This window comes from Actinomycetota bacterium (assembly GCA_040754375.1).
Taxonomy (GTDB): domain Bacteria; phylum Actinomycetota; class Acidimicrobiia; order Acidimicrobiales; family AC-14; genus JBFMCT01.
Genome location: JBFMCT010000060.1, coordinates 1 through 13998 on the forward strand (window position 1 = coordinate 1; position 13998 = coordinate 13998).

The 13998-nt window shown below is 69.9% G+C and carries 14 protein-coding genes, 1 tRNA gene and 1 pseudogene; 5 read left to right on the forward strand and 11 right to left on the reverse strand.

Annotation, left to right across the window (positions count from 1 at the left end; all coding sequences use genetic code 11):
- From AB1673_16320 to AB1673_16330, 3 genes are all read right to left on the reverse strand, one after another.
- On the reverse strand, positions 1 to 857 hold an 857-nt coding region (locus AB1673_16320; GenBank protein MEW6155530.1), incomplete at its 3' end, for a Stp1/IreP family PP2C-type Ser/Thr phosphatase.
- Positions 854 to 1312, reverse strand: coding sequence for an FHA domain-containing protein (locus AB1673_16325; GenBank protein ID MEW6155531.1), 459 nt, complete (start codon positions 1310 to 1312; stop codon positions 854 to 856). The genes AB1673_16325 and AB1673_16320, both read right to left, overlap by 4 nt.
- A gap of 24 nt (positions 1313 to 1336) precedes the next feature.
- A complete protein-coding gene (locus AB1673_16330) occupies positions 1337 to 1993 on the reverse strand; it encodes a DUF3662 and FHA domain-containing protein (GenBank protein MEW6155532.1) in 657 nt (218 codons plus the stop codon).
- A 73-nt stretch (positions 1994 to 2066) separates the two neighbouring features.
- Between AB1673_16330 and AB1673_16335 the strand changes: the two genes are divergently transcribed.
- Positions 2067 to 2150, forward strand: a tRNA-Leu gene (locus tag AB1673_16335).
- A gap of 249 nt (positions 2151 to 2399) precedes the next feature.
- Here AB1673_16335 and AB1673_16340 read toward each other — a convergent pair.
- From AB1673_16340 to AB1673_16350, 3 genes and pseudogenes are all read right to left on the reverse strand, one after another.
- A complete protein-coding gene (locus tag AB1673_16340) occupies positions 2400 to 3605 on the reverse strand; it encodes a Fic family protein (protein MEW6155533.1) in 1206 nt (401 codons plus the stop codon).
- A 318-nt stretch (positions 3606 to 3923) separates the two neighbouring features.
- Positions 3924 to 4754, reverse strand: coding sequence for a phosphotransferase (locus AB1673_16345; protein ID MEW6155534.1), 831 nt, complete (start codon positions 4752 to 4754; stop codon positions 3924 to 3926).
- Positions 4755 to 5059: 305 nt separating this feature from the next.
- Positions 5060 to 6156, reverse strand: a pseudogene (locus tag AB1673_16350) (IS630 family transposase).
- A 366-nt stretch (positions 6157 to 6522) separates the two neighbouring features.
- Here AB1673_16350 and AB1673_16355 point away from each other — a divergent pair.
- On the forward strand, positions 6523 to 6984 hold the full coding sequence (locus AB1673_16355) for a helix-turn-helix domain-containing protein (protein ID MEW6155535.1): 462 nt from the start codon (positions 6523 to 6525) through the stop codon (positions 6982 to 6984).
- Positions 6981 to 7865: a hypothetical protein gene (locus AB1673_16360; GenBank protein ID MEW6155536.1), complete on the forward strand. Its 885-nt coding sequence runs from the start codon at positions 6981 to 6983 to the stop codon at positions 7863 to 7865. Before AB1673_16355 ends, AB1673_16360 begins: the two co-directional genes overlap by 4 nt.
- Positions 7866 to 8088: 223 nt before the next feature.
- Here the strand turns inward: AB1673_16360 and AB1673_16365 are convergent, their stop codons facing one another.
- The 4 genes from AB1673_16365 to AB1673_16380 all read right to left on the reverse strand — a co-directional run bounded on the left by AB1673_16365 (position 8089) and on the right by AB1673_16380 (position 11512).
- Complete coding sequence (locus tag AB1673_16365; protein ID MEW6155537.1) at positions 8089 to 9435, reverse strand: site-specific DNA-methyltransferase; 1347 nt, start codon at positions 9433 to 9435, stop codon at positions 8089 to 8091.
- Between the two features lie 116 nt (positions 9436 to 9551).
- Complete coding sequence (locus AB1673_16370; protein ID MEW6155538.1) at positions 9552 to 9773, reverse strand: hypothetical protein; 222 nt, start codon at positions 9771 to 9773, stop codon at positions 9552 to 9554.
- Between the two features lie 60 nt (positions 9774 to 9833).
- Positions 9834 to 10778, reverse strand: coding sequence for a DUF1731 domain-containing protein (locus tag AB1673_16375; GenBank protein MEW6155539.1), 945 nt, complete (start codon positions 10776 to 10778; stop codon positions 9834 to 9836).
- Entirely contained in the window at positions 10775 to 11512 is a 738-nt protein-coding gene (locus AB1673_16380) for a hypothetical protein (protein MEW6155540.1), read from the reverse strand. Before AB1673_16380 ends, AB1673_16375 begins: the two co-directional genes overlap by 4 nt.
- Before the next feature lie 55 nt (positions 11513 to 11567).
- Here AB1673_16380 and AB1673_16385 point away from each other — a divergent pair, with 55 nt between their 5' ends.
- A complete protein-coding gene (locus tag AB1673_16385; protein ID MEW6155541.1) occupies positions 11568 to 12293 on the forward strand; it encodes a MerR family transcriptional regulator in 726 nt (241 codons plus the stop codon).
- Between the two features lie 80 nt (positions 12294 to 12373).
- Here AB1673_16385 and AB1673_16390 read toward each other — a convergent pair whose 3' ends face one another.
- Positions 12374 to 13435 carry an AAA family ATPase gene (locus AB1673_16390; protein MEW6155542.1) on the reverse strand — a complete coding sequence of 354 codons (1062 nt, stop codon included), beginning with the start codon at positions 13433 to 13435 and terminating at the stop codon, positions 12374 to 12376.
- A gap of 147 nt (positions 13436 to 13582) precedes the next feature.
- Here AB1673_16390 and AB1673_16395 point away from each other — a divergent pair.
- The coding region (locus AB1673_16395; protein MEW6155543.1) for a WGR domain-containing protein at positions 13583 to 13998 on the forward strand (416 nt) is incomplete at its 3' end.

Consider the following 13998-nt stretch of genomic DNA (forward strand, 5'->3'; position numbering starts at 1 on the left):
CCTGGGTCGTCCTCTCCCGCCCACCGGGCTACGGGGATCTTCGTCGTCCGGTCCCCGTCGTCGTGCTGGGTGGTGTTGCCGGGAGCGGCCGTGGGGGCGGCCCGGGCCACGGGGTCAGCGCCCTCGGGCCCGTCCGTCCCATCCTCGACGACATCGACCACGACCACCGTGATGTTGTCGTTGCCGCCGTGGGACCGGGCCTGGCGGACCAGCTCGTGGGCCGCCTCCTGGGGGTCGGTCAATTGGCGCAGGGTGGCGGCGATGCGGTCGGTGCTGACCTCGTTGGTGAGCCCGTCGCTGCACAGCAGCACCCGGTCTCCGGCATACGGCGTGAGGCACCAGGCGTCCACGGCGATCTCGGCCTCCATGCCCAGGGCACGGGTGATGATCGATCGCTGGGGGTGGACCTGGGCCTCTTCGGGGGTGAGCTGGCCCTCCCGGACGAGCTCTTCGACGAGGCTGTGGTCCTGGGTGACCTGCAGGAGGTCACCCTCTTGGAGGAGGTAGGCCCGGGAGTCGCCCACGTTGGCGATGGCCAGTTGCTCCTCGCCGTCCTCGTCGACCAGGGCCAGGGCGGTGATGGTGGTGCCCATGCCCCGCCGCTCGGCCCGCTCCTGGGCCAACCGCCAGACCGACCGGTTGGCCGCTTGGACGGCGTCGATCAGCCCGTCGACGGTCCGCTCGGTGAACTCCTCGGCGAGGGCCTCGAGGGACGCTTCGGCGGCCACCTCGCCGGCCTGGTGCCCGCCCACGCCGTCGGCCACGGCGTAGATGCCGTCGCCCACCAGGTAGCGGTCCTCGTTCATCTGCCGCACGCGCCCGACGTCGGTGGCCGCGGCCCCCCGCAGCACGGTCACGACAGCTCCATGACTGTCTTGCCCACCTGGAGGCGGTCGCCCCTGCGGATGGCGATGGGGGCCGTGACCTTCTTGCGGTTCACGTAGGTGCCGTTGGTCGACCCCAGGTCCTCTACGTAGAGCTGGCCCTCTCGCCGGAAGACGCGGGCATGGAGCTGGGACACGTAGTTGTCGTCGCCCAAGGCCACCTGGCACCCGCCGGCCCGGCCCACCGTCAGCTCCTCCCCGAGGTCGTAGACCCGGCCCCGGCGCTCGACGGGCTCGATCACCTTGAGCTTGCCGGGCGGGCGGTTGCCGCCCAGGGTGGCCCGCACCGGGCGCTGGACGACCGGTGGCGCGGCCATGGCCGCCGGGCCCTTGACCTCGGCCCAGACGGCCCGCAGGACCCTGAGGAAGAAGAGGTAGAGGATGGCCAGGAAGCAGAACTTGAGGATGGTCAGGAGAGGTTCAGGCATCGCGATGGGCGGCTCGGGACCGACTCAGGAGGCCTCGAAACGGATCCGGGTGCCACCCAGGCCGATCTCGTCGCCGTCGTTCAGCCGCCTCTCCCGGGTGCCGGCGCCGTTGACCTTGGTGCCGTTGGTGGAGCCCAGGTCGACCACCACGAAATCGTTACCCCGGCGGCGCACCTCGGCGTGGCGCCGGCTGACGTTGGGGTCCGACAGCACCACGTCGCACTCGGGCAGCCGACCGATCGTCACCGGGTCCTCGCCCAGGGCTATGCGGGTGCCGTCCTGGAGCCGCAGCGACCCGACCGCGGCCCCGCCCGGGGCCTCGACCATCGAACTGGCCACCAGGAACTCCCCGGCGCCCATCGCCGGGTCCTCGACCAGCTCCACGTGGACCGGCCCGACGAAGCCGTAGCCCTCGTCACGGGCGTGCTCGCGCACGGCCTCGGACAGCTCCCTCATCAGGGCGTGGGTGTAGGACTGGAAGGTCTTGAGGTCGGCGGCGCTCACCGCCACCTCGAAGTGGTTGGGGGCCATCAGGCCGTTGACGCCCATTGCCCGGTGCAGGTCCATCTCCCTCGTCAGACGGCGCGCGATCTCCACTGGCTCGAGCCCGCTGCGGAACGTCTTCGCGAAGACTCCCTCGACCAGGCGCTCCAGCCGTTGCTCGAACTGCCTGATACCCATGCTGGCCGCGAGCTTACCCAGGACCCCCTCCGATCAGCCGCCACGGGCCCGCTACCCTGTCCCCGCACCACTCGGGCGAGTGGCGGAATTGGCAGACGCGCAGGATTCAGGTTCCTGTATCCGAAAGGATGTGGGGGTTCAAGTCCCCCCTCGCCCACCGAGGTGAAAGTGCTGGTCAGACGGGGTGCAGGACGTCGCGCGGCTGGAATCGGCCCGTGCAGGCGGACGTCGGGCGGGCCGGGCGAACACACATTGGACACGCGGCCAGAACGCGGCGCGCCCGTACGCGCAGAACACGAGGCGCGCAGGAATACCTGCAGACTCGGCGCCATTGCACCCCGGCGTGCCTCCAGCAGGTCTTCGGGCTCGGGTCGGAGTCCGTCGCCACTGGCCCGCCCAGGAGCGGTCACCCGATCGGGTCGATGTCGAAGGGCCTCGTCTGCTCGTCGAGTGTCTCCGGGCTCATGCCGTAGACGGCGTCGAAGATGCGTTGGGAGAAGTAGAAGCGGTTCCGCCTGCGGCCGGTGGTCTCAACGAGATCTCCCCGCCTGACGAGCAGATCGATCGCCGACTGGGCGGTTGGAAACGTGACGTCGAGGTCATTGGTGAGCGACGTAGCCGAGATGTAGGGCTTACTGAACAGGAGTTCCGCAGCCCTGACCGCGCTAACGGGCGCTCGCTCGGCGAGAAGCTCGCCTCGGACGGCCGACTGCAACTCGACCAGACGGACGGTCCGCTCCTCGGCGTCGGTGGCCTGTTCGGCCACGCCGCGGAGGAAGAAGCGAATCCATGGCGCAAGGTCGCCTGTTCGACTGGTTGCCATCAGGAGGTCGTAGTACTGGTTCCGGTTCCGCTCGAAGAAGGCAGACAGGTAGAGGAGGGGCTGTGGCAGGACGCCTCGCTCGATGAGCACGAGGGGAATCAGGAGGCGACCCAGCCGTCCGTTGCCATCGAGGAACGGGTGGATGACCTCGAACTGGTAGTGCGCCATGGCGAGCTGGACCAGCAGCGGCAACGATCGGTCGTGAAGGAAGCTCTCGAGGTCGTCGAGTGCATCGGCCATGTCGGTGACCGGCGGCGGGACGAACGCCGCGTCCGACGGCGAGGAGCCGCCGATCCAGTTCTGGCTCCGCCTGAACTCCCCGGGCGTCGCCGACCCGCCACGTACGCCGGTCATCAGTCGCTCGTGCGCCTCCCGGAGGAGCCGGAGGCTGAGCGGGAAGCCGCCCCGCAACCGTTCGATCCCGTGATCCAGCGCGGTGATGTAGTTGCGCACCTCCTGGACGTCGTCCCGGAGCTCGCCCACGCCCTCCTCGTCGCCGACCTCGTATCGCAGGAGATCGGCGACATCGGACTGGGTTCCTTCGATGCGAGAGCTGAGGACCGCCTCGAGGCGGACGTAAGGGGCGATCAGCAGGTTCGGGTTCGGCAGCAGCCGGCCGACGCCGCCGAGGCGGTGCAACGCTCCGGTAGCCTCGTCGAGCTGGCGTACCAGCTCGCGGCCGTAGGCGATCCCTCTCGGAAGGGGCGAGGGGTAGTACGCCCAGTACCGGCCTCCGGGAACCTGCCTGACACCCCCCATAGCCGTCTTCGGGAAGTCCTCGGGACGCACCGGTTGAGTATACGGCTCGCGGGTCGCCGTTATCAAAGGCATTGGGCGACTTGTTTAACAAGGACTTGAGCTACTCAAGTTCACTTGAGTGACATGTGTTCAAGACAACCGCTTCTGTCTTGAACAGCGGCCGGGCGGCCCGTCCTCCGAACGCCGTTCCCTACGGGGTCGGTGTCGGGATCGGAGAGGAGCTGCCCGACGAGAACTTCGTGGCAGCCCGTTCGACATCCGCCCGGGTGGTGTCCTTGCGCGGTTCCGCATGCGGGACGGACGGACGCGTCGGCCGGCGACGATCGCTCCAATCTCGGCAACGGACAGTCACAGGCGAGCGACGGCCGAATCCAGGAGCTCCTCGACGCGGCGGTTCATGCCGGTGTGATCGACGGTGGTCCTGCCTCCAACCTGTCTGGGAATCCCGACATGCCAGTCCTCGCTGAACGACAGCAGAGCGGTGATGTCCCACGTCGGGTCGACGGTCCGACCGGCGTGACACTCGTAGTCGCGGCGGAACTGCTCGGCCAGGTCCGGGGAGAACAGCACAGCGAGGTTCAGGCGGCAGTGCCCGACATCGACATCGGGAGGGCCGCTGGCGGCGTAGACCCAGTCGACGACAGCCGTGATCCGTCCGCGCTGCCACAGGATGTTGAAGTGCTGGTAGTCGCTGTGGATGAAGCACGTGTGGGACCGGCGGGCTTGGCGGGCGGCCTCGATGGCGGCCTCCCAGAGCTGCGGTCGGCGGCTCCAGTTGGGCGGCGACACCGACTCAAGATCGGTCCATCCGTCCCAGGTGGGTGCCGCGATCGGCGATGCGTGGATCCGGGCCAGCATCGTGGCCATCCCCCTCACCCAGCTGCGCGGGTCGGAGGGCGCCAGTTGCAGGCGGCCCGGGGCCCGAGTCATCAGCAGGGCTGGGTGGCCACCGGCTTCCAAGCCGTCCGTGACCGCGACGACCCTGGGCGCGGGAACGGCGCTCGCCGCCAGCGCTTCCAGCACGGTCGCTTCCCCGACGACGGCCGAGCGCGTCCACGTCGCCCATTCGTCTGTGCCGGGCATCCAGCGGCGGATCACGAGGTGGTGGTGGGTGAGCCCCGATCGGACCGTGACGCGGTGGACGGATGCCTGGGGGCTTCCGCCGGTATTCTCCGCCACGAGACGATCTGCGCCGTCGGCGAAACGGCTCGTGCGATCCAGGCCAGCGTCTCCTCAGACGGCCGCCGCCGATGCTGCTCCACCGGCACGAACCTATCCGTAGGCCATGTCGAATGGCCGTTTCCGCTGGGGGATCGACTTGAGGCCAGCGGCGGCTTGCTCGTCGACCTCGAGCTTGTAGGGCTTGGATCGCCGCCATCGGCTTGATCCCTGGGATTCGCCGCCGGGGGCCACGGGGCCGTCCCCGGTCTTGGGTCGCGTCCACCTAGTGTCCTGTAAGGCTGAAGCGCCACTAAACAGGTGAGTCACGAGCCGGTCGCCTCGTTGACGGCAGCGCAGTAGCCGGCGATGCGCTCGAGGATCTGCTCAGCGGTCTTGTGCCACACGAACGGGGTCGGGTTCTCGTTCCAGTTGGCGACCCAGGCCTCGATGTCGGCGGCGAGCTGCTTGACGCGGCGGTGGGCGGAGCGCTGCAACTTCTTGGTTGTGAGGGCGGAGAACCATCGCTCGACCATGTTCATCCACGACCCGTAGGTCGGGGTGAAGTGGAAGTGGAACCGGCGGTGGCGCAGCAGCCAGGCGTGCACGGCAGGGGTCTTGTGGGTGGAGAGGTTGTCCAGGATCACGTGCACCTCAAGGTCCTTGGGGACGTTGCGGTTGACCTTGTTCAAGAAGGCGACGAAGTCGGCGCTGGTGTGGCTCTTGCGGATGTCGGTGATCACCGATCCGGTGGCCATGTTCAGCGCCGCGAACAGGTCGCAGGTGCCGTTGCGCTCGTAGTCATGCGTGGCCCGCTGGGGCGTGGTGGGCAGCATGGGCAGGGTCGGGGCGGTGCGGTCCAGGGCCTGGATCTGGGGCTTCTCGTCGACGGCGAAGACAGCGGCGGCCACCGGCGGGTTCATGTACAGCGCCACCAGGTCACGGATCTTCTCCACCAGTTCGGGGTCGGGGGACACCTTGAAGCTGTCCTGGCGCCACGGCCTGAGCCCGAAGGCGCGCCAGATCTCAGCCACCGTCTGGTGGCTGATGCCGTGCCTGGCCGCCAGGCCCCGAGTCGACCAGTGGGTCGCATTCTCCGGAGCGGTCTCCAGCGTCTCGACCACCACCGCTTCGATCACGTCGTCGCCGATGGTGCGGGCCGCACCCGGCCGGGGGCGTCCACCAGCCCGTCGAGACGATCGGCGGCGAAGCGGTGCCGCCACTTCGTCACCGTCGCCGGGTTGCACCCCACCTCCGCTGCGACCTCGTCGCGCGTGCGGTCGCCCTCGGCGCAGGCCAGCACGATCCGGCAACGCAGCGCCAAGGCCTGCGAGGAGGAATGCCGCCGGGCCCAGCGCTGCAGGGTGTCGCGTTCATCTGCGCTGAGGGTGATCGGGACTGTCGGTCGGCCACGGCGCGCCAAGGCAAGCTCCTTCCGTCAGGGGTTCTACCTGACAGAACGCGCCCCCGCCGCAGAAGTTCCCGATCAGCCTATATTTCTTGGCGGAATAGCCTTACAGGACACTAGCGCTTCTTCTCTCGACCGCGCAGCGTCCCGCCTGGACGGTGGTTGTCCGAATCCCGTGACAACCGCATGGTTGCAGCACGTGGACACCATCACCGAGATCCACATCCCCATGGACCAGTGTCGCCAACGGCTGAATACTGACCCCTTATCAACAGTCGAAAACTGACCCCCCTCTCCCGGAGGTCCACCACCCCGAGTGGTTTGGACCCAAGCCTGGGCCGGCCAACAGTGCCGAGCCCGGGGAGAGGAAACGTGATCGACGTGAACGAGTGGGCAGAGATCAGGCGACTGCATCGAGGAGAGGGCATGGGCATCAAGGCCATCGCCCGCCACCTCGGCATCGCCCGCAGCACGGTCAAGGCGGCGCTGCGATCGACCCAGCCGCCGGCCTATCAACGGACTGGAGTGGGCTCGGCGGTCGACGCCGTTGAGCCCGAGATCCGCCGGTTGTTGGCCAAGACGCCGGACATGCCCGCCACGGTGATCGCCGAGCGCGTCTGCTGGGACCGGGGCATGACCATCCTGCGGGACCGGGTGGCTGAGCTGCGCCCCGCCTACCTGATCCCCGAGGGCTTCGGGCGAACGGAGTACCGCCCCGGCGAGTTGGCCCAGTGGGACCTGTGGTTCCCCGACTACGACATGCCCGTCGGAGACGGCCAGGTGGGGCGCCTGCCGGTGATGGTGGGTGTGTCGGCTACTCCCGGTGGATCAGCGCCCGCATGATCGCCTCCAAGGAGACTCACGACGTGTTGGGCGGCCACCTGTGGTGCATCAACGACATCGGGGCGGTGCCCCACCTCGGTGTCTACGACGGTGAGGCCGCCATCTCGCACCGGGACCGGGGCAAGGTGATCTTCACCGAGGCGTTCCTGCGCTTCAAGGGGACCCTGGCCATGGGGGCCATTGTGCTCGAGCCCGGCTGTCCCGAGCGCAAGGGCCTCGTCGAGCGGGCCACCGGCTACCTGGAGACGAGCTTCCTGCCCGGGCGAGACTTCGCCGGGCCCAGGGACTTCAACGCCCAGCTGGGCGAGTGGCTGGCCACCAAGGCCAACACCCGCGTCCACGCCGGGCTGCGGTGCCGGCCGAGCGATCGCATCGCCGAGGACCTCGACGCCATGATGGCCCTGCCCCCGGTGGCGCCCGACGTGGACTTCCACGCCGACACCCGCCTCGGCCGTGACCACTGGGTGCGGATGGGGACCAACGACTACTCCGTGCACCCCCGGGCCATCGGCCGGCGCGTCCACGTGCGCGCCGACGCCGACCACGTGGTGGTCACCTGGGGTGCTACGGCGTCGAGGTCGACGCCATCGTGCAACTGGCCGACGGTCGATGGGGCGCGTTCGAGGTCAGACTTGGCGCCGGCCTCGTCGAGGAGGGCGCTGCGTCGCTTCTTCGGTTCCGTGACGTCATTGAGACCCGCAGGTCCGGCGAACCCGCCGTTCTCGGTGTCATCACCGGAACCGGCTACGGCTACCAGCGGCCCGACGGTGTCGCCGTCATCCCCATTGGTGCGCTCGCCCCCTGATGAGCCCCCCCTCGCCCACCGGGGTAGGAACGCTGGTCAGATAAGAGCGGGTTCGGGGCCGGCCGGCCGACCGTGACGCCCAGGCTTGATCTCAAGTCGAAGGAGGCGGAACCCTTGGTGAGCTCGCGCCGAGAATGAAGTAGGGCGCGGAGCCGATGCGAAGCAGTCGCCAGAGCACGGGTTCGGCGTTCTGCCGGGTGAGTCTGGCCCTCCATAGCTCGGCGGTGGCCTCGCTGACGGCCACCCGTTGCGCAGCGCCGAGACGAGGCGTCGGCGCGCGGCCTGGATCGGATGGCGTCTCAGCGGTCGGGGTGGCCTCGCAACGCGTAGCCCCGAAGTCGCTCCTGGTCGCGTGCGTTGAGCAACTCGACGAGGTCGAAGACCGGGCGACCGGGGCCCTGGAGGACCTTGAGGGCTGCGTGGCCAGCGCTGCCGCGCGCTGGTGCGTCCGTCGTCAGCAAGACGAGTGGGAGGTCGCCACGGCCTGCGTGGAGCACGCCTGCCTTGCCCAGGGCCTTCCACAGGCTGTCCGTTCGCTTCAGGCCAGCCCGATTCGAAGTGAAGGCGCCGGAGACGTCGAAGGCCCACTCGTTTCCTGTGTGGTCAGTGGCGAGGAAGTTCAGTTCGATCCCAAGGGCGGAGAGCTTCACGTCGGGACGGATGTCGAGGAAGCCACAGTTCTCGAGCAGGTCGCCGGCCAGGTTCTTCGCTTGCCGGCCCTCACGGACGGCACGTGCTTGGAAGTCCTCGCCTTCGTCTCTCGTCGAGACGGCCGGAAGCTGGACCCTGAAGGGCACCGTCGCCAACGACTCCTGTCGGACGAGCCGAGCGGTCTCGTCAGCGATTCGCTCGTTGGCGCGGTCGACGTAGGAGTCCTCCGTCTCGTAGCCGAGGAAGTGCCGCTCGGTACGCAGGGCGGCAATGGCCGTCGTGCCCGATCCCATGAACGGGTCCAGCACGACGTCCCCCTCGTACGTGTAGAGCTCGATCAGCCGCTTCGGGAGAGCGACGGGGAACGGGGCGGGATGGCCGACGCGTGTCGCGCTCTCGGGTGGGATCTCCCACAGGTCGGTGGTCGCCTCCAGGAACTCGTCTCGGGAAATGGTTGCGGTAGACGGCAGGCCTCGGTTGAGCCGTTCTTCGGGCTTCAGCGCCCGGTCGAAGCGGCCTTTGCTGGCGATGACCACCCGCTCCGTGACGTCTCGCAGCACCGGGTTGCTCGGGCGCTGGAAGGTCCCCCAAGCGCACGACCCGCCGGCTGCTCGGCCCTTCCACCAAACGACCTCGCCACGTAGGAGCAAACCGAGATCTTGGAGGATCTCCGTCACGTCACCAGCGAGCGAGCGGTAGGGCCGCCTCCCGAGGTTTGCGACGTTCACAGCGATTCGGCCACCGGGCTCCAGGGCCCGCTTGCACTCTTGGAACACATCGTGGAGCAGTGCCAGGTACTCGAAGTAGGTACCGGGCACGCCGTCGCGCCCGAGGCCCTCCTCGTACTCCTTGCCTGCGAAGTACGGCGGGGAGGTGACCACGAGTGCTACGGAGTTCGACTCGACCTCACCCATGTCGCGCGCATCGCGCCGGTAGATGACGTCCAACGCTGCCGGACGAACGACGTCTACTTCGGTTGAGAGCTCGGGGGGCACGAAGCGCTGGTAGAAGGCTGTGGCATCGTGGCTCTCGCGTCGCGACGATCCGAAGCGAGCCGTTGCCGTCGGACGACGAACTCGCCCGCTGCGTGGCTCGGGGATGGCGGCGGTTGTCACGACGCCTTCCCAACGGTTCGGCGTTTCCGCCGGGTCTCGCGCAACTCGTCGTCCACCGGCGGCAGCCGTCGCAAGTACGCGGACACCGCTCGGTTCACCAAGAGATTGACCGAGACGTCCCGCTCGACCGCCGCAGCATGGAGCTCATCTCGGAGTGAGGATGGCAGCCGGATCGCCGTGGCGACCCGCTGCTCGTCGTAAGTCTTCGGGCGGCCCACGGGACGACGCTAGTGAGCGGGTGTGGCGAAGTGGTGGATAGCGCGCGCAGAAACGCGCGCCTACTCGAGGGGCTTGGCTCGGCCGCTCCGGGACCCGACCTCCGGGCCGCGGAGAAGGTCATGGACCGCTGGGCCGAACGTGGGGTAGCGGAACCCGAAGCCGGCGTCGAGCAGCCGTCTCGGTACGCACCGCCGTCCCGTGAGCGCCAGCGCGGGATCGGTCCGCAGGGCCAGCGCACCCAGGTGGACTAGCGGCCGCGGTGTGGGCGGCGCCCACGGTCGGCGGACCGCCTTGCGAAGGCTGGCCATCATGTCCCTGTTCGGGACGGGGCCAGGGGCGGTGACGTGTACGACGCCGGCCAGGTCGGGGTGGTCGCAGATGAAGTGGACGGCGTCCAGGAAGTCGGCGCAGTGGGCCCAGCTGACCCACTGCGTACCCGTGCTGATGCGGCCACCCAACCCGAGCCGCGCCAGCCGGACGAGACGATCGAGGGCCGGTGTGCCGCGATCGAGCACGATCCCGGTGCGCAAGATGACGAGGCGGTCCGCGGCTGCGCCCTCGACGGCCTGCTCCCACGGGCGGGCGACGCCGGCCATCTGGGGCGGCCCGTCGGCCACCGGATGGCCCTCCTCCACGATGGCCTGACCGGAGTCGCCGTAGATGGCAAGTGTGCTCATCTGCAGCCACAGCCGTGGTGGGGTGACGAGCGTCGACGCGGCCGCGACGAGCGCGCCGGTCGGTTCGACGCGTGAACGCCGAAGCAGCTCCAAGTTGCTGGGAGTCGGTCGCTTGTCGACGAGCTCTCCGGCGAGGTTGACGAGGACGGCGCCCTCCAGCTCTTCGCTCCACGGCCCGACCGTGCGGCCGTCCCAGGTCACCTGGCGGTGGCTGATCCCGTCACGGGGCCGGCGCGTCAGGATCGTGACCTCGTCACCGCGGCGCGCCCGGTCGTCGGCCAGCCTTCGTCCGAGGGTGCCGGCCCCGCCGGCGATCACGACCTTCACGCGACGGGCGCGCTAGGTCGGGCACGAGGGACCGGCGCACGAGCCCACGTCACGTCGACATCGCGCATGAGGTAGCAGGGCGCGGTCTCGGCGCTCTTGAAGCCCGCCAGGAACGCCGAGTCGAGGTGGTGGACCTCCACCAGGCAGGCATCACGGCGGTGCGTGGTCATCCGAGCGGCCTCGAGCTCGCCGTCGTGCCCGGGGGACAGACCGGTCTCAGCGCCGAGACAGGTGGCTCCGATCGGCTCGCATGGTGAGAGCCCACCGCCACGAGCTGACGCGTCGACGCGTACCCGGTAGGCGCCGGGACCTCGGTCTGGCTCCACGGTCCAGCTGAACCGCCGGTCGTCGTGGGTCAGGCCTACCTGCGCCCGGCCGTGGACGCCCGGGAACAAGCGACCGCCGAGCGCGATCGCGGCCCGTGAGCCGGTCAGGCGGAGCGGGACGTAGACGCCGACAGCCGTGCTGCCGAGCTCGTCGTCCCACTCCACCGAGATCCGGTGGGCAGCCGCCCGCAGGGACAACCCGGCCGCGGCCGGTAGCCCGGCTGGACGCACGGCGGCTATGTCGAGCAGGCAACAGCCCACGACCGTGCTGTCACCCACGACGTGCGGCCGCAGTCCTGCCGGTAGCCGGCGAGCGGCCTCGTCGGGGTCGACGAGGGCGTTAAGCAGCAGCCGGCTCCGGATCGTCCCTCGCATCCCCCCGAGCACACCCAGGCCTTGTTCGCTCATGATCGATACTCTACTATTCACTAGCGGATTAGTTGCAAGCAGATCAAGGAGGAAAGTGGGGAACCTGTACCGCCTGGACGAGGTGGCCCGGCAGGCCGGCGTGGCGTCGACCACCGTGCGCCTGTACCAGACCCGCGGCCTGCTGGCCCCGCCGCGGCTGGAGGGCCGCACGGGCTGGTACGACGACTCGCACCTCAGTCGGCTCCGCCTGATCGCCAGGCTGCAGGGCGAGGGCTACTCCCTCGCCGGGATCGCCAACCTCCTGGAGCAGTGGGAGCAGGGCCGCAGCCTCGACGCCGTCGTCGGGGTCGAAGCCGAGCTCGACGCGCTCGTCGGAGACGTGCACGCGGTTGTCCTGGACCCGGTGGAGCTGTTGGGCCGGTTCCCCGACGGCGCCATGACGGCCGAGCTCGTGCAGCGCTCGGTGGCGCTCGGCCTGGTCCAGCCGACCGAGGACGGAAAGGTCCGGGTGGCCGACCGGCGGTTCCTCGAGAGCGGTTCGGCGCTCGTGCACCTCGGCGTCCCGGCCGACGTGATCCTCGACGAGTGGGAATCGCTGGTGGCCCACACGGACGAGATCGCGGCCCGCTTCGTCGCGTTGTTCGAGTCCCACCTCGCACCGGCGGACTGGCGCCAGGGGCTCGGCCCCGACGAGACCCGAACGCTGGCTCTCACCCTTGCTCGGCTCCAGGCCATCGCCCGGCAGGTCCTGACGGCCGCGCTCGACGCGAGCGTGGCCCGTCTCGGTCGTGAGCGCCTCGGCCACCTCATCGAGACATGAGCGATGGCGGGCCTGCCCCTGGTCCGGGAGGGACTACCGGGCCGGTCTGACGGCTGCCGACCGGCTCACCGATCGTGGGCCTACGCGCGGGTGGCGCGGTGGCGGTCCGGTGGCACGAGCGTGCCGACGAGGCGTTCGATGGCCTCGATGGTGGGTGAGCCGGGGCATTCGTCCAGGGGGGAGAGACCTTCGCGCTCGGCCTGGGCGACATCGGGGTCGAAGGGGATGCGGATGTGGGGGACGAGGCCCCGATGGTCGGGTTCGTCGCGGAACCGGTTGGCGGCGATGGTCGTGGTCCTCCCGGTGCCGACCATGGGAAGGAGGCGGCGGGCCGTCATGGCTGAGCGCCAGGCCGGCCCGACCACGACGACGACGTCCTCCGAAAACGCGTGGTAGCGCTCGAACGGGGTGGTGGGCCCGCCCTCGAGGTCGGCCACCACGTGCCAGTCGGGCTCGCCGAAGCCCAGGAGCAGCTCGATGAGGGCGACCATCGTCATCTTGGCGGCCTCCTTCTCGACGCCGTCGATCTTGCCGAAGCCGGTGAGGCGGGCCCCGTCCGGGCCGGTCGCGGCGTGGTCCTCGACGGCTTGGCGGGGAAGCACAGACGTCTTCAGCTGCCACCCGTAGGACGCGCTGTCGTTGGCTTCGAGCACGGCCGCCGGCAGGCTGATGTCGCGGCCCCCGAGGCCGATGCTGTAGGACAGGCCCGGGCTGCGGTCCATGTCGGCCGCGAGGACCTTCTGGCCCCGACGGGCCAGGAGGCGGGCCACGGTGGCGGCCACCACCGTCTTGCCGGACCCACCCTTGCCGATGAACGCCAGGCGGGCGCCCAGCCGGGACCGGGCCTCGTCAACCTCGTCGGCCTCGAGCGTGGCCAGGTGGCGGTCAGCCTCGGCGACCCAACCCCGGAGCGCGGCCTCGTGGCCGTCGAGCAGGGGCCGGAACGGCGCGTAAGACGCGGCCTGCTGCTGGGTGGCCAGGTGGCGGAGGTAGGACCCGGCCTGGCGGCGGGTGCCGAGCCACCACAGGGCGTCGTGCGCTCGCCCGCCCAGGTCGTCCATGACGGCCCGCTGCCGGGCATGGCCCTCGGCCAGGAACCGCTCCCGTCGCTCCTGCCGGGCCTTGCGCTCGGCATCGTCCATCTCGGCCCACCTCCAGGTCCCGGCCCCGGGACGTCAATGCCCGTGGCCCCCCGTATCCTGACCGGCCAGCAGCCGTGCCGGGTAGTCGGACGGCCACGGCGGCCGGCGGTTGGGGCGCAGGCCCGGGGTATGCGCCAGACTTTGGGGGTGCGGAGGTTCGAGTTCGTCGGCGACGGCTCCGAGAAGTTCTGGGAGGTCGAACGCGACGGAACAGCCGTCACCGTACGCTTCGGGCGCCTAGGCACCAACGGCCAGAGCCGCACGAAGGACCTGGCCACCCAAGCGGCCGCCTCGGCCCACCTGGACAAGCTGGTGGCCGAGAAGACCGGCAAAGGCTACGTGGAGACGCCCACCCCGGCCGCCGCCACCCCGGCCGTCCCACCGGCCGCCACCCCGGCCGTCCGACCGCAGGGCACGCCGGCCGTCCCACCGGCCGCCACGCCGGCCGTCCCACCGCAGGGCACGCCGGCCGTCCCACCGGCCGCCACCCCGGCCGTCCCACCGGCCGCCACGCCGGCTGCCACACCGCAGGGCACGCCGGCCGTCCCACCGGCCGCCACCCC